The sequence below is a fragment of the Niveispirillum irakense DSM 11586 genome (genome assembly GCF_000429645.1).
In the GTDB taxonomy this organism is placed as follows: domain Bacteria; phylum Pseudomonadota; class Alphaproteobacteria; order Azospirillales; family Azospirillaceae; genus Niveispirillum; species Niveispirillum irakense.
In genome coordinates this window covers 834,678-856,067 of the sequence record NZ_KE386933.1, presented here as the reverse complement: position 1 = coordinate 856,067, position 21,390 = coordinate 834,678, and the positions used below count along the sequence as shown (strand labels likewise).

Below are 21,390 nucleotides of genomic sequence, written 5' to 3'. Positions count from 1 at the left end.
AACACTGATGTTTTCACAGAAAGCGGATCGGCTGACCTTGGATCATGCCCATGCGGATGATCGCCTTGCGGTGATCGATGTCGGCTCGAATTCCATGCGCTGCGTGGTCTATGAGAAGCTGAACCGGTCCCCGGTGGCCCTTTTCAATGAAAAGGTGCTGCCGGGGCTGGGCAAAACGGTGGAGAAGACCGGCCGGCTGAACCCGGACGGCGTTGCGCTGGCCCTGGATAATCTGGCCCGCTTCCGGCGTTTGCTGGAAGGGATGCAGGTGCGGCGCATTGATGTGCTGGCCACGGCCGCTGTGCGCGATGCCAGCGACGGGGCCGATTTCGTCACCGCCATCACCCAGCGCACCGGCTTCAAGGTCGATGTCCTGTCGGGGGAGGAAGAGGCGCGGCTGGCCGCATTGGGCGTGCTGTCCGGTGCGCCCAATGCCGATGGTATCGCCGGCGACCTGGGCGGCGGCAGCCTGGAACTGGTGGTGCTGGACAAGGGCCGGATCGGCGCGCAGGTGACGACCCCGCTGGGTCCGCTGCGGTTGCTGGAAGCGACCGACGGCAAGCCCGGTGCGGTGGCAAAACTGGTTGACCAGCATCTCTCCAAACTGGGTTGGCTCTCCCAGGGCAAGGGGCGGAATTTCTACCCCGTGGGCGGGGCCTGGCGCGCCCTGGCCAAGATGCATCTGGAACAGGTCAACCACCCGCTGCACATCATCCACCAATATGCGGTGGATGGTGCCCAGATGGCTGAATTCGCCGCCCTTGTCGCCAAGGGTGGCAAAAGCGGGCTGGAGAAGATGCAGGGCGTGTCCAAGCGCCGTGCCGATACGCTGCCCCTGGCCGCCCTGGTGATGGAACGGGTGTTGAAAGCGGTACAGCCGGGCCGGGTCGTCTTTTCCGCCTATGGGCTGCGGGAAGGACACCTTTACGACCTGCTTTCCACCGACGAACAGCAGGAAGACCCGCTTCTGACGGCCTGTGCCCAGGTGGCGGAACGGATCGGCCGCTTCGGCCATGCCGAAATCCTGTCCAGTTGGACCGCCTCGCTGTTCGCAGGTGAGGATGCCAGCGCCCGCCGGCTGCGGCAGGCCGCCTGCCTGCTGTCCGATCTGGGCTGGGCCGAACATCCCGATTACCGCGCCGAACTGGCCTTTCTGCGCATCCTGCGCATGCCGTTCGCTGCCGTGGACCATGCGGAGCGCGCCTTCCTGGCCACCAGCATCCATGCCCGCTATGTCGGCACGATGGAAGGCGCCGTTCTGGCACCGGCACGGAGCCTGCTGAAGGACAGTGCCCTGGCCCGCGCCTATATACTGGGCTTGGCCTTGCGCCTGGCCCACACCTTGACCGGCGGTGCCGCCACCCTGTTGCAGCGGACCAGCCTGCGCATGGGGGACAGCACACTCACCCTGCTGCTGCCGGAAGATGCCGAGATGCTGAACGGCGAAACCGTGCAGCGCCGGCTGGACGCACTGGCCAAGGCGCTGAACCGGAAGGGCGAGGTTCTGGTACAAGGCCCTGCCCTGGCACCTTAACTCTCGCCTCACATCCTTACGCATGAAGGCCGGCCCTCCCCGCAGAGCTGGCCTTCATGCTATCATGGTGGACCAACCCGCATTCAGGGCATCCGCCATGGACCTGACATCCTTGATCATATTCGCCGGCATCTATGCCGCCGCCGTCTTTTCCCCCGGGCCTGGTGTGGCTGCCGTGGTGGCCCGTGCCCTGGCGACCAATACAAAACGCACCCTCCCCTTCATCCTGGGCATTGTTCTGGGTGACCTGACCTGGTTCGGGCTGGTGGCCGGCGGGCTGACCGTTCTGGCACAGAGTTTCCAGATCGTCTTCACCATCATCAAATATGCCGGTGCCGCCTATCTGCTGTACATGGCCTGGAAGATCTGGCGGGCGCCGGCCACCGTGCCGACAGGCCTGGACGATGGCAGCGTCGGTCTGGGGGCGGATGGGGGACGTCAGGTCCTCGCGGGTCTGGCCCTGACATTGGGCAACCCCAAGACGATGATCTTCTTCCTGGCCATCCTGCCGCAGATCATCGCCCTGAAGGAGATGACGCCCCTGGTGGTGGTGGAACTATGTGGGCTGATGGCCATCATCCTCGCCACGATCATGGTTTTTTACGCGGCCCTGGCCGACCGCGCCCGCCGTTTCATTGCCAAACCCTCCCATATGCGCGCCGTCAACCGGGCTACAGGCGGGCTGATGGCCGGCGTGGCCGTAGCAGTCGCCGCGCGCTGACTATCATGGCGATCATCGGCATAGGGGCGCCCAAGCCCCTTGCCCCCGTTCTGCTGGCCCCTTATAATTCCCTTTACGTAAACGGCATATATAAGGTGACGGAATGACCCTCGATCAGGTCGAAGCGCAGATGCGGGCACGTGCCATCAATTTTACCGGCCTGGGCGCCCTGGTGAAATTTGATTTCGGTGCCGGTCAGGCCCTGTTCATCAATGGCCGCACGACGCCCCCCGCCATTTCGCAAGAGGGTGATACGCCGGACACGACCCTGACCATTTCCCTGGAAAATCTGGTCAAGTTGGCAGAGGGCAAGCTGGCCCCCACCCTGGCCTTCATGACCGGCAAGCTGAAGGTCAGCGGCAATATGGGCGTGGCGATGAAGCTGGCAAACATGCTGGAAGATTGATCCGTTCTTCACCGGGCTGCCCGCATCAGCGCAGGCAGCCCGGTGATGGAACGTCACACCACAGCCGCCTTCAGCACCGTTGCCAGGCTGGTGGTCGGCCGGCCGATCAGGCGGCCCAGCGTGCCACTATCATCAAAAAGTCCACCCTTGGCCGCACCCGCATCGGAGCTGGACAACAGGTCCGCAACCGGGGCCGGCAACCCGACCTGAACCAACAGGGCGCGATAATCCGCTTCCGTCATATCATGGTAGCGAACGGGCTTGCCCGACGCCGCAGACAGGGCAGCCGCCCATTCCGTCATGGTGAAGGCAGTGTCGCCCGCCAGTTCATAAATCTGGCCTGCATGGGCCACCCCTTCCGTCAGGACCAGCGCCGCCGCCTCGGCATAATCAGCGCGGGCGGCAGCAGAGATACGCCCTTCCCCCGCCGCACCGGCAACCACGCCATGGTCCAGGGCCGACGGGATGAAGCCGTTATAATTTTCCAGATACCAGCCATTGCGCAGCAGAACGAAGGGCAAGCCGCTGGCCCGGATATAATCCTCCGTCGCCACATGCTCCGCCTTCAAGGGCAAAGGTGATGTCTCACCGCCCAGCAGGCTGGTATAGGCCAGCAGACCCACCCCTGCTTTTGATGCAGCATCGACAACATTGCGATGCTGCGCCGCGCGTGCCCCCACCTCGGATGAGGAAATCAACAGCAGCCGGTCCACGCCAGCAAACGCTGCGGCCAACATTTCCGGCTTGGAATAATCAACCGCGCGCACCTCAACGCCCAGCGCCGCCAGATCGGCCGCCCTGGCTGGGTCGCGCACGCCGGCGATGATGGTATCTGCGGCCAGCCGCTTCAACAGGGACTGGATCACCAGCCGGCCAAGCTGACCCGTGGCGCCGGTGACAAGGATTTTCGTGTTGCTCATGATTAAACTGCCTCATAGTCTCAGATCGAAGATAGGTCTATAATAGAGACCTAATATGAGACCGGTAAGGAGGCACTTTTCCATGTCCAGGTTACAAAAAGGGAACCTGCATCCCGTACCGGCACCAGCCGCCCCCACCCCGATCCAGCGGTGGGACAGTATGGGGTTCAGCTTTTCCAACTGCCCTGTCCGCGACGTTCTGGACCATATCGGCGATAAATGGACGACCCTGGTATTGCTGACGCTGCAGACCGGTGCCCGCCGCTTCAACGAATTACAGCGCGCCGTGCCCGATATTTCCAAGCGCATGCTGACCCAGTCATTGCGCAGCCTGGAAAGGGACGGGCTGATCACCCGCCATGTCTTCCCCACCAAGCCACCGGCGGTGGAATATCGGCTGTCGCAGATGGGGGAAAGCATCCTGATGCCCCTGGGCGCCCTGGTTACGTGGGCGGAACGGCACCACGAACAGATCCGTGTGGCCCGTCAGCAGTTTGAACAGGCCACAGATACGCTCGGATAAAGGCCAGCCAGTATAAAACCGGCCGGCCTTTATCCGCACCTTGTTAGTCGATGAAGCGGAACATCGTATCGCGCGAGCGACGAACCTTTTTCAGATTGACCAGCCAGTCACCTGCCGCATCGCGATAACCCAGGGGCATGATCACGGCAGAGCGCAGGCCCAGCGCCCGCAAGCCCAGGATTTCATCCAGCTTGTCCGGGTCGAACCCTTCCATCGGCGTGCAATCCACTTCCTCAAACGCGGCGGCGGCCATGGCTGTGCCCAGCGCGATATAGGCCTGACGGGCCGCATGCTGGAAATTCACCTCCGGATCGCGCTGCGGATAGGTATTCAGCAGCATCCGGCGGTAATTTTCCCAACCCTCGTTGTGAACGCCGCGTTCTTCATTCACCCGATCAAACATCTCGTTGATGCGTTCGGCGGTGTAGGTATCCCAAGCCGCAAAGACCAGAAGATGCGAACCATCGACCACCTGCGCCTGATTCCAGGCGATGGCCTTGATCTTCTCCCGAATTTCCTTGTTGGTGATCACCAATACTTCAAACTGCTGCAAACCGCTGGAGGTCGGGGTCAGTCTGATCGCTTCCAGGATTCGTTCCAGCTTGTCCGCCGGCACCTGCTTGGCAGGGTCCATTTTCTTTGCGGCATAACGCCATTCAAGCTTATCGAGCAGCAAGGCAAACCTCTTTTCTAAATAACGGCGCGGGCATGGCCGACAGCCTTTCACCGATGATGAAGGGCCATCAGCGGTACCTGTCAGCCATGACCGCCATCACATAGCCAGGGGGGAAGCCACAGAAATTTTACATTATTCACTGATCGGGGAAATCGGTGCTGAGCGTCACATCCCGCCACGCTTCCATTTCGGCTTCCATCTCCGTCAGCTTCACTTTCATCCGCTGCCAGGCATCGCTGCCCAGCAGCAGGTGAACCGGCGGGTTCTCTGCATCAGCCAGGGAGAGCAAAGCCTGAGCTGCCCGATCTGGGTCGCCCTTCTGCTGTCCCGCCATCGCCCCCAGCCGGCCCAGACTGGCACCGACACTGGCCGCATAAGCATCATCCCCACCCTCCGTACGCCGGATGGAATGATCGCTGAGGAAATCGGTACGGAAGGCCCCCGGCGCCACGGCCGTCACCTTGATGCCCAGCGGCGCCACCTCCCGCGACAGCCCGGCGGATAAACCCTCCATCGCATATTTCGCCGAACTGTAAAGAACTGAAGCTGGGTTGGGCGCCCGCCCGGCGATGGATGTGATGTTGATGATATGCCCACCCCCTTGGGCGCGCAGCCGGGGCAAGGCGGCCCGGATCAGCCGGAATGGCCCGAACAGATCAACCTCAAACAAGCGCGCCATCGCCGGATCGCTGACCTGTTCCAACGGCCCGAGAAGGCCATAGCCGGCATTGTTGACGATAATGTCGATCCGTCCGGCCCAGTCGAACGCTTGTTGGACTGCCGGGATGATGGTGGTCGCCTCCGTCATATCCAATTTCAAGATCAGCAACTGTTCCGGCGCAGCATGCAGATCAGGGGCTTGGTCACGTATCGTGCCAATCACCCGGTCCCCGCGCGACAGGGCTGCCTGCGCCAGCGACCGGCCAAGCCCACGTGAAATACCGGTGATGAACCATGTTTTCATAACGATCTCCTCTCTGGATGCGAGCGGAGATTGGCTTTTTCAGTGAAAATACATAATAATGTAATTTCTTGGATATCTGTTTAGGAAAACTTAAAAATAAGATGAACCCTCTTCCTGCCGGCCCGGAATATCACCAGCTCCGCGCCTTCATCGCCGTGGCGGAGACCCTTAATTTCAGTCGGGCAGCAGCCATTCTGGGCGTCTCTGCCTCCGCACTCAGCCAATTGGTGCGCGGGCTGGAGGAGCGGATTGGTGTGCGCCTGTTGCAGCGAACCACCCGCAGCGTGGCCTTGACGGAGGCCGGCCAGACTCTGTTGCAGCGGGTCCAGCCGGCAATGATGACGCTGGGAACCGCGATCGACCAGATACGGCGTTATGGTGACCGGCCGGCCGGTACGGTGCGCATCCATGCGTTTCGCTCTGCTGCCCGGCGGTTCATTGATCCGATCCTGCCCCGCTTCACACAGGATTATCCGGATGTGACCCTGGATGTGACCATGGATGACGCGGTCGCGGATATCGTGGCCGGCGGGTTCGACGCCGCTATCCGGATCGGCGAAGTGATCGAACAGGATATGGTGGCGGTGCGCCTGGGGCCGGACCTATGCCAGATCGCCGTCGCCTCGCCCGCCTATCTGGCACGATTCGGCCGACCGGAGCATCCGCGCGACCTGCTGGCCCACCGTTGCATCCGCTGGCGGTGGCCGGGTCAGACCACACCCTACGCCTGGGAGTTTTTCGAAAATGGCCGCTGGTTTTCCGTCGCCGTCAACGGCCCGCTGATCGTCAATGACAAAGCCATGGGTATCCGGGCCGCATTGGATGGGGTCGGCATTGATTTCGTCGTGATGGATCGCGTGGCCGACCATATTGCCAGCGGCACGCTGGTGCCATTGCTGGAAGCCTGGACGGCCCCCTTCCCCGGCCATTTCCTCTGCTACCCACGCCAGCGCCAGATGGCACCTGCCCTCCGCTGCGTCATCGACGCGATCAAGGCCGCCGCCACGTACCGGGAAACCGATCCTGACAGTGATAGCCCAGCGCAATAAAATATCTATGATCTCATGCTAGGGTACGCGCCCTCCCCAGGCATGAAGCCTGGATGAACGGACGCGGGACTTTGACCGGGTATGGGGCATCACGCGATCATGGCACCGCTAGAACCGGCGGATTGGACGGCAGAGCGGCTCATGCGAAAGGCCCTGCCCGTCCGTGCAAGCGCAAGCTGCGGCGATGTCGCCGAACTGTTCCAATGCGATCCGGGGCTGGCTGCCCTGGCCGTGGTGGGGGAGGATGGACGCACTGCCATCGGGCTGGCCGACCGCAATACGTTCCTGCTGCATTTCGCCCAGCGCTATGGGCGGGAGCTTTACACCAAGCGCCCCGTGCTGCATCTGGCCGACCGGTCGCCGCTGCTGGTGCCGCTGGATACGCCGATCTCCGCCCTGGGTGAGCAAATCTCCACCCACCGCCCGGATGCCCTGCATCGCGGTTTCGTTCTGTTATCGCCAAATGGCCATTATGCCGGGATCGGCCTTGGCATCGACGTGATGCGCCTGACGGCAGAACAGATGACCCTGACACTGGAAAGGCTGCAGAACACCCAGCGCGAATTGATCCAGCGGGAGAAAATGGCAGCCCTGGGCGGGCTGGTGGCTGGCGTAGCGCATGAGATCAACACGCCGCTCGGCGTGGCTGTCACCGCCGTCAGCGCCTTCGCGCAAGAAACAGCCCGTTTCCACCAGGCCTATCGGGATGGCACCCTGCGTCGTCCGGACCTGGAGGATTATGTCAGCTCAGCCGGGGAAGCAGCGGACTTCATCCAGGGCAATCTCAGCCGTGCCGCCGATCTGGTGCAGAGCTTCAAGAAGGTTGCCGTCGATCAGACCAATGATCTGCCGCGCCAGTTCGATCTTGGTGATTACATCACAGAAGTGCTGCGAAGCCTGCAGCCCCGTCTGCGTCGCAGCGTCCACACCGTCATACCCGAACTGCCGCGCGGGATCGTGGTGGACAGCGCGCCCGGCGCCATCGCCCAGATCATCACCAATCTTGTGATGAATGCCCTGATCCATGCTTTCGGCGACGCCCCCGGCATCATCACCATAAGCCTGTCCCAGGGGGCATCGCCCGATCTGCTGATGCTGGCCATCGGCGATGACGGACGCGGCATTTCAGCCAGCGATCTTCCCTATATCTTCGATCCCTTCTTCACCACGCGACGTGACCAGGGGGGGACTGGTCTCGGCCTGCATGTGGTCTATAATCTTGTGACGCAGCGCCTCGGAGGCCGGATCGACGTGGCCAGCACGCCGGGCCAGGGCACGCGGTTTATCATCACCTTCCCTCTCCGCCTCCCGCGCGCTTGATCCCTGCCTCGCAGTAAAAAAGGCTCCCCTTTCATTGACAATGAAGAACAAAACGTGAATATCCTTGCGGACCATAAAAGCTGAAATCCGATGAAAAAGACGCTCAAGGAACGCCTCGCCATCCTGTCGGATGCTGCCAAATATGATGCTTCCTGCGCGTCCAGCGGGACGGAGCGGCGGGATTCCGGGCGTAGCGGCGGGTTGGGATCAACAGAAGGGTCAGGCATTTGCCATGCCTATGCGCCTGACGGGCGCTGTATCTCCCTGCTGAAAATCCTGCTGACCAATTTCTGCATCTATGATTGCGCCTACTGCATCAACCGCTCTTCCAGCAATGTGGAACGGGCGCGGTTTTCGGTGGAAGAGGTGGTCTGGCTGACGCTGGAATTCTATCGCCGGAATTACATTGAGGGGTTGTTCCTCTCCTCCGGGATCATCCGGTCTTCCGACCATACGATGGAGGAACTGGTCCGGGTCGCCCGGCTTTTGCGTACCGAGCATGGCTTCCGTGGCTATATCCACCTGAAAACCATCCCCGACGCCTCGCCGGCCTTGATCGAAGAGGCGGGTCTTTATGCCGATCGGTTGTCGATCAATATCGAACTCCCAACCGATGCCGGCATCGATAATTTCGCCCCCCAGAAACACCCGGCCCGCATCCGGGGCGCCATGGGTGATCTGCGGCTGAAGATTGATGCAGCGGCGGAGCCCAGCTTCCGGGGACGGCGCAAACGCTTTGTGCCCGGGGGACAAAGCACCCAGATGATCGTGGGGGTGGATGGCGCCAATGATGCCACCATCCTCGCCTCTTCCGCCCGGCTCTATGGTAATTACCGTCTGCGCCGGGTCTATTATTCCGCCTTCAGCCCCATCCCGGATTCGTCCAAGGCGCTGCCTTTGATCAAGCCCCCGCTGGTACGTGAACACCGGCTGTATCAGGCCGACTGGCTCTACCGTTTCTATGGGTTCGCGGTGGAGGAGATCACCCGCACCCGCCCTGATGGCAACCTGGATCTGGAGATTGATCCCAAGCTGGCCTGGGCCCTGGCCAACCGGGAACGGTTTCCCGTGGATATCAACCGGGCTGACAGGGAAATGCTGTTGCGCGTGCCGGGGCTGGGGCCGCGCAGCGTCAACGCCATCCTCTCTGCCCGCGCGCACAAGGCACTGCGGCTGGAGGATTTGGGCCGGCTGGGCGTGTCGCTGCGCAAGGTCCGGCCCTTTATCGCCGCGTTGGGCTGGACGCCATTGCGGCTGGTGGACCGGTCCGACCTGCGCGACCTGTTTGCGCCCAAGCCTGAACAATTGAGCCTTTTCTGATGCTGACCATCCTGCTGGACGGGCATGGGGAACTGGCGGAATGGCGGGATGCCGCCCGCGCCCTGCTGCTGGCAGCCATCCCGCCGGAGAAGGTGGAATGGCAGGGGGGCGACGCAGCGGCGGGCGACCTGTTCAACGGACAGATGACATCACCCAGCCCCCTGCCCCCGCCGCACCCCCAGGCCGCGGCCCCCACCGTGCCGCGCGCCTTTCTGGATCTGGCCGATACTGTGATCTGCCACAGCGATCCTGGCCGTTTCGCCCTGCTCTACCGTCTGCTCTGGCGGCTGCAAGGTGAACGGGCCCTGCTGGAAATGAAGGCCGATGCCGATGTGGCCCAGGCCGACCGGCTGGAAAAATCGGTGCGGCGTGATGCGCACAAGATGAAGGCCTTCGTGCGGTTCAAGGAACTGCCGGACAGTGCGGGCCAGCCGCGCCGCCGGTTCCTGGCGTGGTTTGAGCCCGACCATTTCATCGTCGGCCGCACAGCCGGTTTCTTCCAGCGCCGTTTCACCGATATGGATTGGGTGATCGCCACACCGAAGGGCACTTCATCCTGGGATGGGCAGCAATTACGCGTCGATCTCACACCCGCCAGCAAACCGGACCTGACCGACGCAGCGGACGATCTCTGGCGCACCTATTTCGCCCATATCTTCAACCCGGCCCGGCTGAAGGTGAAGGCGATGCAGTCTGAAATGCCTAAGAAATACTGGAAGAACCTGCCTGAAGCCGACCTGATCCCGGACCTGATCGCCGGCGCTGAAGCGCGCGTGCGGGAGATGGCCGAACGGGCCGCCACCGAGCCGCCCGCCTTCCACCATCGGCTTCACGGGCGTCGCAAGGATGGGCCGTGAGTAACTGGCTCAGGATTTAGCCGCCGAAGGCAGGGCCAGCAGCGCTTCTGCCTGGGCAACCGGCATGGGCTTGCCATAGAGATAGCCCTGCAGGTAGCCGCAGCCCAGCCGTGCCAGTTCATCCGCCTGTTCCATCGTCTCCACCCCCTCGGCCACCACCTCCAGCGATAATTGCTGTGCCAGGACCAGCATGGTGCGCAGGATGGTGCGGCTTTCATACCGGTCCATCATGGATTGGACAAAGGCCCGATCCACCTTCAGCAGATCAAAAGGCAAGGTCTGCAGGTAAGAGAGATTGGAATAGCCGGTGCCGAAATCATCCATGCACAAGCGGACACCCAGTTCCCGCAGGCCTGCCAGGATATCGGCGGCATGGGCGGGATCACCGATGATGGTGCTTTCCGTCACTTCCAGTTTCAACAGCGAGGGGTCAACGCCCACATCGGTGATGACCTGACGCACATGCTCCAGAAAGCCCGGCTCGGAAAGCTGGGCGGCAGAAATATTGACGCTGACCCAGACGGGGCGCCCGGCGGCGCGGGACCAGGCGGCGGTACGCAATGCGGCTTCCCGCATTGCCCAGGTGCCGATGGGCACGATCAGCCCGGTTTCCTCCGCCGCCGGGATGAAAGCAGCAGGCACGACGATGCCGCGCGCCGGATGGTTCCATCGCACCAGGGCTTCAAATGCCACCACCCGGCGCGTCTGCGCCTCCACGATGGGCTGATAGTAAAGCTCGAACTGGCTTTCCCGCAGGGCGGCCCCCAGGTCCGACATCAGGCCCAGCCGTTCCCCGGCGCCATCAATGCCGATCACAATTTCCTGAAGCCGGCCATAGCTGCGTTTGGCCATCTGCATGCTCTCTTCCGCGCGGGAGAGCAGTTCCTCCGCATGGCGTCCGGACAGGCCGCACCAGGCAAGACCGGGCACGGCCATGGGATGCCACTCCCGCCCATCCAGGGTCACGGGCTGGCAGACCGCATCGGCAATGGCGCGTACCCGGTCACAGGCCATCTCCCGCGCCAATCCGGATGGCAACAGAATGGTGAACCGGTCCCCGCCCAGCCGGGCGCACCGGGCACCGGCACCGGCCGATGCCCGCAGGCGCTGTGCGGTTATTTCCAGCAGCCGGTCCCCCCAATGGGCGCCCAGTTCCTGGTTGATGTCGCGAAAGCGGCGGAGATCGATGACGGCCACCGCGCAACTCTCCACATCCCGCCGGTCAAGGGCGGCGATCTCCGCTTCAACCGCACGGACAAGCCCCGCCCTGTTCAATAATCCGGTGATACGGTCATGGCTCTGATCACGGGATAATTGTTCGACCAGCAGGGCATTATCCAGCCCCATGGCGATTGTACGGGCGAAGAGTAAAATCATGCCCATATCCGGCATCTGCTCGGGGCCAAGGCCGGACAGGTGGATGATAATTGCCATGCTGGGGGAAAGGGGGGCATGCACTGCCAGCCAGGTTCCCTCGCTCATCCCGTCAGGCCGGGCAAGAGATTGGGTGACCTGCTGGCAGATTTCCGCCGGCACGAGATGGGAGAGTGGGCCGGGCGGAAGTGATGCCAGCGCCGCCGATGTTTGCCCCGTGACCGGCAATCGTCCGGCCAGCAGACGCGGCTCCCCCCGCGCCTCCCCATTGACCTGATCGACCCGGACAACCAGCACCCCCGCCCCCACGCCAGCCAGGGGAATGAGGCTTTCCACCACGCCGGCGGCAAATCGGCCGCTATCCCGTTCGCCCAGCAATCTGGCCGTCGCCTCCAGCAGATGAGCCAGCCCCCCGCGATTGCCCTCCAGTGCGCGTATCTGCTCATAGGTACGGAGCGCCGTCAGCACGGAGGTCCAGAGCCGGGTGGCCGTCAATTCATCCTTGGCGCGGTAGTCATTAATGTCGTAGCGGGCGACGGCCTCACGTTCCGGCGCCTGTCCGGGCTGACCCGTCCGCAGGATAATGCGGATTTGGTGATTTCCCATCTCTTCCCGGATGGCGCGGGCGAGCGCCAGTCCGGCCTGATCGCTCTCCATCACCACATCCAGCAGGACCAGGGCGATATCGGGATGGGTTGCCAGGATCTGCCGTGCCTCCGCCGCCGAATAGGCGGAAAGCAGGAGAAGCCGGCGCCCGGCATGGACCATATCGCCCAATGCCAACCGGGACGCGGCATGCACGCCCGGATCATCATCCACGATCAGGATCAGCCAGGGCGGTGGGGCAGGCTTGGTCAGGGGAGCCACAACAGGCTCCGGCGCGAAAATCAAGAGATCATCCGTCATAAACCGCCCCTTCCGGCCCTGAACCCGGCATCTACCCACCGGACCGGCCCCAGACGGCCGATACCCGGAAAAATGGTGTGACGGTAGGTGACCGCTCCCCCCCTGGATGCGACCCTGGCGCTGACGTTACGACAGCGTCCCCGGTACGGCAAGCACTGGCCTTGCGAAGGTTGCGGGCCTGCCCCACGAATGCCCCGCTATCCGGTCCCCACAGCGGCATGTCATGGTGAAAACGCCTTGCCGGCCGATGATGGATGATGCATCCCCATGGAAACACTGGTCTATACGCTGCTCGCCGTTGCCGGGTTGCTGGGTTTGGTCAGCCTGATGCAGCCATTGGCGGGGCGCCTGGGCCTGCCCTATACCGTGGTACTGGCGGCGGCTGGCGTGGGGATCGGTCTGCTGTTGCATGGTGGCAGCGCGGTGACCGGCCAGACGGGACCGCTGACGGAGTTCATCCACGCCATCGGCGAGGTCGAACTCACCTCCTCCGCCTTTCTGTATATCTTTCTGCCCGTCCTGCTGTTTGAAACGGCCCTGGCCGTGGATGTCCGCCGCCTGCTGGATGATATGGGGCCGGTGCTGCTGCTGGCCATCGTCGCTGTGCTGGCAACGGCCCTGCTGGCGGGGCTGGCCATGTGGTGGGCCTGGGGTGTCTGGCATGGGCAGGCCACACAACGGGCGCTGATCGTCTGCCTGCTGCTGGCCTCCATCATCGCCACGACCGACCCGGCGGCGGTGATTGGCATCTTCCGTGATCTGGGGGCGCCGCGCCGGCTGTCGATCCTGGTGGAAGGGGAAAGCCTGTTCAACGATGCCGCCGCCATCGTGCTTTTTACCCTGCTGCTAGGCATGCTGACGCGCGGGGGCGATGCCGATCTGGGAGCCGCAGCCCTGGATTTCCTGTTCAAATTCATCGGCGGCATCGCCGTTGGCTGGGCCTTGGGCTGGATCACGGCCCTGATCGTCACGCCGCTGCATAACCAGCCCCAATCGGAAATCACCCTGACATTGGCGCTGCCCTATATCGCCTTCATCCTGGGGGAACATTATCTCCACGTTTCCGGCGTCGTGGCGGTGGTCGTGGCCGGCCTGGTCATGGCGTCGGCGGGGCGCACCCGGATCAGCCCGGAAAGCTGGGTGGGGCTGGAACATGTATGGGCGCAGCTTGGCTTCTGGGCCAATTCGCTGATCTTCATGTTCGCCTCCATGCTGGTGCCGCCAACGCTGTTTCATATGCGGTGGAGCCATCTGGCCCTGTTGGCGGCCCTGATCCTGTCCGCCCTCTTCGCCCGTGCGCTGGTGATTTTCGGGCTGCTGCCGGTATTGGCCTGGGTTGGGGCAAGCGACCGCATCTCCGTGCCCTATCGCATTGTGATGACCTGGGGCGGCATGCGCGGGGCCGTATCCCTGGCACTTGCCCTGGCTGTGACGGAGAACCGGCAGATATCGGGCGGGATCAAGGACACGGTCGCTGTGGTGGTGACCGGATTCGTCCTTTTCACCCTGTTCGTTCAGGGAACGACCTTGCGTCCCCTGATCCGGCTGCTGGGGATCGACAAGCTGAACCCGGTGGAACTGAACCTGCGCAACCGAGCCCTTGGTCTGTCGCTGAGCAATATCCGCGCGGATCTGGAAAAAGTGGCGACCCGTTTCGGCCTGGATACCAATAAAGCGATTGAGCCCTTGATGGAGCGGGGCGCCGAACTGGCACAGGAACAGTTGGACCTGGATGCCCGGTATGGGGCGCTGAAGCCGACGGACAAGCTCTATATCGGCCTCTCGACCCTGGCCCGGTATGAGGAGCAGCGCTACCTCTCCTATTTCCGCGACGGCATCATCTCCCGCCTGACGGTTCAAACCCTCACCGCCGGCGCCGGGCGCCTTCAGGACGGGCTGAAAACCTATGGGGTTGATGGCTATCTGAAGATCACGCGCAAGCTGGTTCGCCCCTCGCGACCGCTACGCTTTGCCTTCTGGCTGCACCGGAAAACAGGGATCGAGCGCCCGGTTTCAGCCCGGCTGTCCGAACGGTTCGCCATGCTGACCGCGCTTCGCTTCGGCGTGCAGGAATTGCAACGTTTCACGACGGAACGGCTGCAACCCATGCTGGGTCGTGAAACCGCGGCGCAGATTCAGGACATCCTGGCCCAGCGGCTGAAACGGGTGGACGAGGCGATGGACACGATACGCCTGCAATATCCAGCCTATCTTGACAGTGTGCAGGCCCAGTATCTGATCCGCGCCGGCTTGCGGATGGAGGAACGGGCCACCCAGGCCCTGTTCGATGAAGCCCTGATCAGCCGGGAAATCCTGAACTATCTGGAACGTGACCTGCGCGATCGGCGCCTGGCCGTGGAAAGCCCGCCCCAGCTTGATCTGGGGCTTGCCACGCATCAGCTTATCGCGCGCGTGCCCTTGTTCGCTGATCTGACGCCAGATCAACTCCGCCGGATCGAACGGCTGCTGCGGCCCCGGCTCTATTTCCCGGCCGAGTCTGTCGTCCGCCATGGGGAAAGGGGTGATAAGGTTTATTTCATCTCCTCCGGCGTGGTGGAAGTCGCTGTTCCCGGACTGGATGAGCCCATCCGGCTGGGCAGCGGCGACTTCTTCGGCGAGATCGCGCTGATTCGCGACCAGCCCCGCAATGCCGATGTCACCGCCGTTACCTATTGCCAGCTTCTGGAACTGGATCGTCGGGATTTCACCCGGCTCTATCAGAAAGACCCTGTTTTGAAGGGGCATATCGATGAAGCGATTGCCCGCCGTCTGACGGGTTGACGTGGGGCTTGCCGCTGCTACGATCCCGGCCCGGCGGATTTATTCTGACGACAGCAGCAGTTTGCCGTCTTTCCGCCGTGTTAAGGTTTCAGGATCGCCCGGTCAGGGATAGAAGGCGCATGATGGTGGATGGAATGGCGGGACCGGTGGGATTGAAGCGGCAGTTGCTGCGGATCGGTGCGCCGGTGGCCTTGGTCGCCTTCGTGCTGGACCAGCTTTCCAAGCAGTGGGTGCTGTCATCCGTTCTGCCCTGCCTTTCGGGCCCCAGCGGTCCTGGCTGTGCCGTCAACAGCCCCATGATCGAGGTGACGGGATTCTTCAACCTCGTCATGGTGTGGAATTTTGGCGTCTCGTTCGGCCTGTTCGCCAGCGGTGCCGATTTGATGCCCTATGTGCTGGTGTTACTGTCCCTGGTGATCAGCGGGGCGCTGATTGCCTGGGCGTGGCGGAGCGCCAGTTCCTTTCAGGCCCTGTCGGTGGGGCTGGTTGTCGGCGGTGCCGTCGGCAACATTATCGACCGGCTGCGCTTCGGTGCGGTTGCCGATTTCCTTGACTTTCATCTCGCCGGCTGGCACTGGCCGGCATTCAATGTCGCTGATTGCTGCATTGTGGTAGGTGTCTGCCTGTTGTTGATCGACGGGCTGTTTGCCAAGCCGCAAACGCCGTAATCATGATTTCGTTCAAAGGTACGGATCGGACCCATGGGTGTGTTCATGCTTAAGCGCAACGCCGCGTCGGCCCTGGCGCTGATCGCCTTCGGCAGCCTGCTGTCGGGCTGCGGGATCTTCAGCGACCGCAATGCCCCGGACGAGTTCCAGGTGGTCGCACGCGCACCGCTGGAAATGCCGCCCGACTTCAACCTGCGTCCGCCGCAGCCGGGCAGCCCCCGCCCGCAGGAACTGGAGCGTGACACCCGTGCCCACTCCAGCCTGTTCGGCGCCAGCAGTGCGGGCACCGGTGCGCTGGTCGACCCTCGCACCAATCCGGCCCAGACGGCCGGTGAAGGCGCTCTGCTCTCCCTGGCCGGCGCTGATCAGAATACGCCCGACATCCGTGCCATCGTGGACCGGGAAAATCCGGGCGTGATCGTGGCCAACAAGGATTTGCTGGACCGCCTGATGTTCTGGAAGGACGGTGCCGTCAATCCTGAGATCGTGCAGCCGGGGGCCGAACCGGCCATCAGCCGCAAGGAAAGCACGGCCCCGTAAGGGATCATCGTTCAAGTATCCGGCGTTGAAACGGGCGGGGTAATTAAATTATCCCGCCCGTTTTCATGTCTACACGCCGCCACGGGCGGTATGGGGCACCAAGTCATACCAAACTGCCGAGGGTTTGCCCCTTGGCAGTTTGGAGACTGGCGACCGCCGCCCGGCAATTGAGGGACACGAAACCTCCCGTGATCGGTCACGATCAAAGGAAGTTGGTATCAGAGACTGTCATATAAGGTCTCGCCCGAGTCTTCATCGCCGGCCGCGTCACGGATACCGGCATGGCGCTGCCATTCCCCACACCAGTCCGTGAAATTGGTGGTGGGAAAAGCGCCGCCAGGACAGCGGTCGGTCACGACCGGGGGGAAGCGGCGGCAGTTTCCTTTCGGCCCCCGTTCCCGCACGCCATGGCCCAGCCAGAACCGGCACGTGTAGCAATTATCACCGCGACGCAAGATCACCCACTCCACACCAGGAATATCGGGCCCATCCTATCACGGGTGCGTGTCGGCTGGGGATTTCGGCGTATCCGGTTCCACATCATCATGGCGTTCCGGCTTGGCCTTGCGCAGATCCGCTGCATGTTCGGTGTAGTAAGCCTGGATATCGGCATTCAGATTGTCGCGCCTGTCGGCATCAGCTGATGAAAGCGCGCCTTGTCCCAGGCGCTGATATTCCGCGACGGCCTTTTCCAGTTCCTGCTCGCTCCGGATCGGCATTTTTTCCTCCTGTCACTGGTGCAAGGACAACCCAGATTTCAGGTCGGGGTTCCGTGGATGCCAGCGGGGGGCGCTTCCATGACAGGTAATTAATCCGCCACAGGACCGGAAACCCTTGGCGCAGACGAAAGGCAGCGGCACATTAGCCACAACATCCACCCCCGTCCCCTTGGGCGGGGGTAGCCCGTTCCAGGGAGGTTGCAATCACCGTGAACGCCCGTCCCCCGTCCCCTCCTGCCCGGCGCCTGCGGGCGCTTCTTGCCCGTGCCGCCGCCGGCGTCGCCTTGGGCGCGCTGGCCCTGACGGCTGCCGTACCGGCCCAGGCCCGGATCTATGATCCGGAGACCTTCACCCTGTCCAATGGCATGCAGGTGGTGGTGGTCAATAATCCCCGTGCCCCCGTCGTCAGCCACATGGTCTGGTACAAGGTGGGGTCCGCCGATGAGCAGCCGGGCAAATCCGGCATCGCCCATTATCTTGAACATCTGATGTTCAAAGGCACCTCCAAGCTGAAGCCGGCGGAATTTTCCCGCACCATCGCCAGCAATGGCGGGCAGGACAATGCCTTCACCTCCTACGATTACACGGCCTATTTCGAGAATATCGCCCGTGACCGGCTGGAACTGGTGATGGGCATGGAAGCCGACCGGATGACCGGTCTGAAGCTGACCGACGAGATCACCCTGCCGGAACGTGCCGTGATCCAGGAAGAACGGCGCCAGCGGACGGAGAATGATCCAGGCTCCCGGCTTTATGAACAGCTCAACTCCCTGCTGTTCGTGCATCATCCCTATGGCACCCCGATCATCGGCTGGATGCACGAGGTCGAGAAGCTGACCACCCAGGATGCGCTGGATTTTTATAAGCATCATTACGCCCCCAATAACGCCATCCTGGTGGTTGCCGGCGACATCACCGCCAAGGACCTGAAGCCGCTGGCGGAAAAGACCTATGGCAAGCTGAAGCCGGTGAAGGACATCCCCGCCCGCGTGCGCGTGACGGAGCCGCCGACGGAAGGTGCCCGCCGCATCAGCCTGACCGATGCCCAGGTCAGCCAGCCAAGCTGGATGCGCATCTGGAAGGCCCCCAGCTACAATGCTGGTGCCAAGGAACATGCCTACGCGCTGGAAGTGCTGCAAAGCATCATGAGCGGCGGCGCCACCGCCCGGCTCTACAAGTCGCTGGTCGTGGATCAGCGGGTCGCTGCCGGTGTCAGCCTCTGGTATCAGCCCACGGCGCTGGACCTGGGCACGCTGGGCCTGTCGGCCACGCCCGTGCCGGGCGGCGATGTGGCTGTCGTGGAAAAAGCCATGGAGGCGGAAATCACCAAGCTGCTGCGCGATGGAGTAACAGCGGATGAGGTGGAGCGCGCCAAGACACGCCTTAAGCGCGAAGCCATCTTCGCCCGCGACAGTCTGCAAGGCCCCGCCTACGCCTTCGGCCTGGCCCTGACCACCGGCCAGACGGTGGAAGATGTGGAGGCGTGGCCCGAGCGGATTGGTGCGGTTACGGTGGAACAGGTGAATGCAGCCGCCCGCGCCGTGCTGGCCGCGGATAACCATGCCACCGGCATCCTGCTGCCCGATCCCAATGCCCCGCCCATGCCCGGCGGCCGCGCCGCGCCGCCCGGCCCGCCCTCCACCACGGCTGGCCACGCGCCCGAAGCGGGAGACGTGCAATGAGAATAGCGATGATATTCCGCCGTACCGCGCTTGCCCTGGCCGGTGCCTGCGCCTTGATGCTTTCCGTGGCCCTGCCCGCCGCCGCCATTGATATCGAACGGGTGGTCAGCCCTGGCGGGGTGGAGGCCTGGCTGGTCCGCGATGCCAAAAACCCGATCATCGCCATCCAGTTCTCCTTTGAAGGCGGCACGGAACTGGACCCTGACGGTAAGCTGGGCCTGGCCATGCTGGCGGCCAGCACCCTGGATGAAGGGGCTGGCGATCTGGATGCCCAGGCTTTCCAGGGTCGGATGGAAGATAATTCCATCAGCCTCGGCTTCTCCGCCGGACGCGATGGGTTTGTCGGCTATGTGACAACGCTGAAAGAGACCAAGGATGAAGCCTTCGATCTGATGCGGCTGGCCCTGACAGAACCGCGCTTTGATCAGGAGGCCATCGACCGTATCCGGGGCCAGATGCTGGCCGGCCTGCGCCGGTCCCAGTCCGATCCCTCCTATTGGGGTCAGCTTGCCCTGGCGGAAAGCCTGTTTCCCAGCCATCCCTATGGCCGGCCCCAGCGCGGTACGCTGGATACCCTGCCCGCCATCGGCCGCGATGATCTGGTCCAGTTCACCCGGACCAGGCTGACCAGGGACGGGCTGAAAGTGGCCGTATCCGGTGATATCACAGCGGCGGAACTGGCGCCGGTGCTGGATCAGCTTTTCGGCAAGTTGCCCGCCACCGGTACCCGTCCTTCCGTCACCGATGTCAGCCCAGCCGCTGCGGGCCAGACCATCGCCATCCCGCGCCCGATCCCGCAGACCATCATCATCATGGCGCAGGAAGGGTTGAAGCGGGACGATCCCGACTGGTACGCGGCCACGGTGTTGAACTATGTGGTGGGCGGCGGTGGCTTCTCCTCCCGCCTGATGGACGAGGTGCGGGAAAAGCGCGGCCTGACCTATGGTGTGGGTTCCGGCCTGTCACCCTGGGACCATGCGGCCCTGGTATCAGTCGGCGGTTCCACCAATAACGAGAAGGCGGGACAGGCGATTGACCTGATCAAGCAGATTTGGGGTGAAGTCGGCAAGAACGGCATCACCGAAACCGAACTGCGCAACGCCCAGACCTACCTTACCGGCAGTTTCCCGCTGCAATTCACCAACAACAACGCGATTGCGGGGCTGTTGCTGTCCGTGCAGCAGGACAATCTGGGAATCGATTATCTGAACAAGCGCAACGACCTGATCAATGCCGTTACCCTGGCCGACGTGAAGCGGGTCGCCGCCCGTCTGCTGGACCCGGCCAAGCTGACCACCGTGGTGGTGGGCCAGCCGGTGGGCGTGAAGGCGGACAAGCAGATGTATGCCGCCCCGGCCCAGAAAGGCTGATCGGCAGCGATAAAATGAAAAGGGGCGCCCGCTGCGGCGCCCCTTTTTTATGGGTTGGAAACCAACCCGGCTGTATGTGTCGGCAGAGGCTGCGGGCCTCCGCCGCGATATCACCGTCAGGTCAAACGCTGCTCGATAGCGGCATTCTTGATCGCCTTTTGCAGCTTCTCAAACGCCCGCACCTCAATCTGGCGCACCCGTTCACGGCTGATGCCATATTGCACTGACAGGTCTTCCAGCGTCGTCGGCTCTTCCCGCAGGCGGCGTTCGATCAGGATATGGCGTTCGCGCTCGTTCAGCGACTTCATAGCATTGGCCAGAAGCGCCTTGCGCTTGCCCAACTCCTGCTGCTCGCCCAGTTTGATTTCCTGGCTGTCCGTCTCATCCACCAGCCAATCCTGCCACTCCCCTTCCCCATCCACGCGGAGCGGCGCGTTCAGGGAATGGTCGGCGGCGGCCAGCCGGCGGTTCATGGACACGACATCGGATTCAGCCACATCCAGGGTCTGGGCGATCTTGGTCACCGTTTCCGGCGGCAGGTCACCCTCGTCGATCGCCTGCATCTGGCCCTTCAGCTTGCGCAGATTGAAGAACAGCTTCTTCTGCGCCGCCGTGGTGCCCATCTTCACCAGCGACCAGCTATGCAGGATATATTCCTGGATAGCCGCCCGGATCCACCACATGGCATAGGTGGCGAGGCGGAAGCCACGGTCGGGGTCAAAACGCTTGACCGCCTGCATCATGCCGACATTGCCTTCGGAGATCAGTTCCGACACCGGCAGGCCATAACCGCGATAGCCCATGGCGATCTTCGCCACCAGACGCAGATGACTGGTCACCAGACGGTGGGCGGCCTTGGTGTCGTCATGCTCCCGCCAGCTTTTGGCGAGCATATATTCCTCGCCCGGCTCCAGCATGGGAAATTGGCGAATTTCCTGGAGATAGCGAGACAGGCTGCTTTCAGAACTGATGGCCGGAATGGCAGGTACGCTCGACATGGTATCTCTCCCCCTTCATGGGCTTTGGTCCCCCACCGGCCCGCATCGGCACCGGCGGCGGC

General features: G+C 62.8%; 20 protein-coding genes. 13 read left to right on the top strand and 7 right to left on the bottom strand.

Annotation, left to right across the window (positions count from 1 at the left end; genetic code table 11):
• Nucleotides 1-37: 37 nt before the first annotated feature.
• From G473_RS0118075 to G473_RS0118065, 3 genes are all read left to right on the top strand, one after another.
• The gene (locus G473_RS0118075) at nucleotides 38-1,534 is read left to right on the top strand and encodes a Ppx/GppA family phosphatase (RefSeq protein WP_245580110.1); all 1,497 of its coding nucleotides are present in this window, start codon (nucleotides 38-40) and stop codon (nucleotides 1,532-1,534) included.
• Nucleotides 1,535-1,631: 97 nt separating this feature from the next.
• Nucleotides 1,632-2,255, top strand: a complete 624-nt coding sequence (locus G473_RS0118070; protein WP_029014260.1) for a LysE family translocator — start codon at nucleotides 1,632-1,634, stop codon at nucleotides 2,253-2,255.
• A 103-nt stretch (nucleotides 2,256-2,358) separates the two neighbouring features.
• Complete coding sequence (locus G473_RS0118065; RefSeq protein WP_029014259.1) at nucleotides 2,359-2,661, top strand: SCP2 sterol-binding domain-containing protein; 303 nt, start codon at nucleotides 2,359-2,361, stop codon at nucleotides 2,659-2,661.
• Between the two features lie 53 nt (nucleotides 2,662-2,714).
• Here G473_RS0118065 and G473_RS0118060 read toward each other — a convergent pair whose 3' ends face one another.
• On the bottom strand, nucleotides 2,715-3,581 hold the full coding sequence (locus G473_RS0118060) for an SDR family oxidoreductase (protein WP_035707660.1): 867 nt from the start codon (nucleotides 3,579-3,581) through the stop codon (nucleotides 2,715-2,717).
• 82 nt (nucleotides 3,582-3,663) lie between these two features.
• On the opposite strand from G473_RS0118060, the gene G473_RS0118055 reads away from it, so the two are divergent.
• Nucleotides 3,664-4,104 carry a winged helix-turn-helix transcriptional regulator gene (locus G473_RS0118055; RefSeq protein WP_051330411.1) on the top strand — a complete coding sequence of 147 codons (441 nt, stop codon included), beginning with the start codon at nucleotides 3,664-3,666 and terminating at the stop codon, nucleotides 4,102-4,104.
• A gap of 43 nt (nucleotides 4,105-4,147) precedes the next feature.
• Here the strand turns inward: G473_RS0118055 and G473_RS0118050 are convergent, their stop codons facing one another.
• Together G473_RS0118050 and G473_RS0118045 are read right to left on the bottom strand one after the other, a co-directional pair.
• Nucleotides 4,148-4,780: an NAD(P)H-dependent oxidoreductase gene (locus tag G473_RS0118050; protein ID WP_029014256.1), complete on the bottom strand. Its 633-nt coding sequence runs from the start codon at nucleotides 4,778-4,780 to the stop codon at nucleotides 4,148-4,150.
• A 136-nt stretch (nucleotides 4,781-4,916) separates the two neighbouring features.
• Nucleotides 4,917-5,744: an SDR family NAD(P)-dependent oxidoreductase gene (locus tag G473_RS0118045; RefSeq protein WP_029014255.1), complete on the bottom strand. Its 828-nt coding sequence runs from the start codon at nucleotides 5,742-5,744 to the stop codon at nucleotides 4,917-4,919.
• A gap of 101 nt (nucleotides 5,745-5,845) precedes the next feature.
• Between G473_RS0118045 and G473_RS27640 the strand changes: the two genes are divergently transcribed.
• From G473_RS27640 to G473_RS27630, 4 genes are all read left to right on the top strand, one after another.
• Nucleotides 5,846-6,793, top strand: coding sequence for a LysR family transcriptional regulator (locus G473_RS27640; RefSeq protein ID WP_051330410.1), 948 nt, complete (start codon nucleotides 5,846-5,848; stop codon nucleotides 6,791-6,793).
• A 99-nt stretch (nucleotides 6,794-6,892) separates the two neighbouring features.
• Nucleotides 6,893-8,113 carry a sensor histidine kinase gene (locus G473_RS27635; protein ID WP_161631007.1) on the top strand — a complete coding sequence of 407 codons (1,221 nt, stop codon included), beginning with the start codon at nucleotides 6,893-6,895 and terminating at the stop codon, nucleotides 8,111-8,113.
• A 90-nt stretch (nucleotides 8,114-8,203) separates the two neighbouring features.
• Nucleotides 8,204-9,433, top strand: a complete 1,230-nt coding sequence (locus G473_RS0118030) for a putative DNA modification/repair radical SAM protein (RefSeq protein ID WP_029014254.1) — start codon at nucleotides 8,204-8,206, stop codon at nucleotides 9,431-9,433.
• The gene (locus tag G473_RS27630) at nucleotides 9,433-10,290 is read left to right on the top strand and encodes a TIGR03915 family putative DNA repair protein (RefSeq protein ID WP_051330408.1); all 858 of its coding nucleotides are present in this window, start codon (nucleotides 9,433-9,435) and stop codon (nucleotides 10,288-10,290) included. Before G473_RS0118030 ends, G473_RS27630 begins: the two co-directional genes overlap by 1 nt.
• 9 nt (nucleotides 10,291-10,299) lie before the next feature.
• On the opposite strand, the gene G473_RS0118020 is transcribed toward G473_RS27630, so the two are convergent.
• Nucleotides 10,300-12,570, bottom strand: a complete 2,271-nt coding sequence (locus tag G473_RS0118020; RefSeq protein WP_029014253.1) for a putative bifunctional diguanylate cyclase/phosphodiesterase — start codon at nucleotides 12,568-12,570, stop codon at nucleotides 10,300-10,302.
• A gap of 267 nt (nucleotides 12,571-12,837) precedes the next feature.
• Here G473_RS0118020 and G473_RS0118015 point away from each other — a divergent pair, with 267 nt between their 5' ends.
• The 3 genes from G473_RS0118015 to G473_RS27625 all read left to right on the top strand — a co-directional run bounded on the left by G473_RS0118015 (nucleotide 12,838) and on the right by G473_RS27625 (nucleotide 16,559).
• A complete protein-coding gene (locus G473_RS0118015) occupies nucleotides 12,838-15,351 on the top strand; it encodes a cation:proton antiporter (RefSeq protein WP_029014252.1) in 2,514 nt (837 codons plus the stop codon).
• 119 nt (nucleotides 15,352-15,470) lie between these two features.
• The gene (gene lspA / locus G473_RS0118010) at nucleotides 15,471-16,019 is read left to right on the top strand and encodes a signal peptidase II (RefSeq protein ID WP_245580107.1); all 549 of its coding nucleotides are present in this window, start codon (nucleotides 15,471-15,473) and stop codon (nucleotides 16,017-16,019) included.
• Nucleotides 16,020-16,064: 45 nt separating this feature from the next.
• Nucleotides 16,065-16,559 carry a DUF3035 domain-containing protein gene (locus G473_RS27625; RefSeq protein ID WP_161631006.1) on the top strand — a complete coding sequence of 165 codons (495 nt, stop codon included), beginning with the start codon at nucleotides 16,065-16,067 and terminating at the stop codon, nucleotides 16,557-16,559.
• A gap of 218 nt (nucleotides 16,560-16,777) precedes the next feature.
• On the opposite strand, the gene G473_RS0118000 is transcribed toward G473_RS27625, so the two are convergent.
• Nucleotides 16,778-17,020: a hypothetical protein gene (locus G473_RS0118000; RefSeq protein WP_245580105.1), complete on the bottom strand. Its 243-nt coding sequence runs from the start codon at nucleotides 17,018-17,020 to the stop codon at nucleotides 16,778-16,780.
• A gap of 33 nt (nucleotides 17,021-17,053) precedes the next feature.
• Entirely contained in the window at nucleotides 17,054-17,278 is a 225-nt protein-coding gene (locus G473_RS27620; protein WP_035707657.1) for a hypothetical protein, read from the bottom strand.
• 209 nt (nucleotides 17,279-17,487) lie between these two features.
• Here G473_RS27620 and G473_RS27615 point away from each other — a divergent pair, with 209 nt between their 5' ends.
• Both G473_RS27615 and G473_RS0117985 read left to right on the top strand, forming a co-directional pair.
• Entirely contained in the window at nucleotides 17,488-18,960 is a 1,473-nt protein-coding gene (locus tag G473_RS27615) for a M16 family metallopeptidase (RefSeq protein ID WP_154667457.1), read from the top strand.
• Entirely contained in the window at nucleotides 18,957-20,330 is a 1,374-nt protein-coding gene (locus G473_RS0117985) for a M16 family metallopeptidase (protein ID WP_084438279.1), read from the top strand. The genes G473_RS27615 and G473_RS0117985 overlap by 4 nt, the downstream gene beginning before the upstream one ends.
• Nucleotides 20,331-20,446: 116 nt before the next feature.
• On the opposite strand, the gene rpoH is transcribed toward G473_RS0117985, so the two are convergent.
• Entirely contained in the window at nucleotides 20,447-21,328 is an 882-nt protein-coding gene (rpoH, locus tag G473_RS0117980) for an RNA polymerase sigma factor RpoH (RefSeq protein ID WP_029014248.1), read from the bottom strand.
• Nucleotides 21,329-21,390 lie beyond the last annotated feature (62 nt).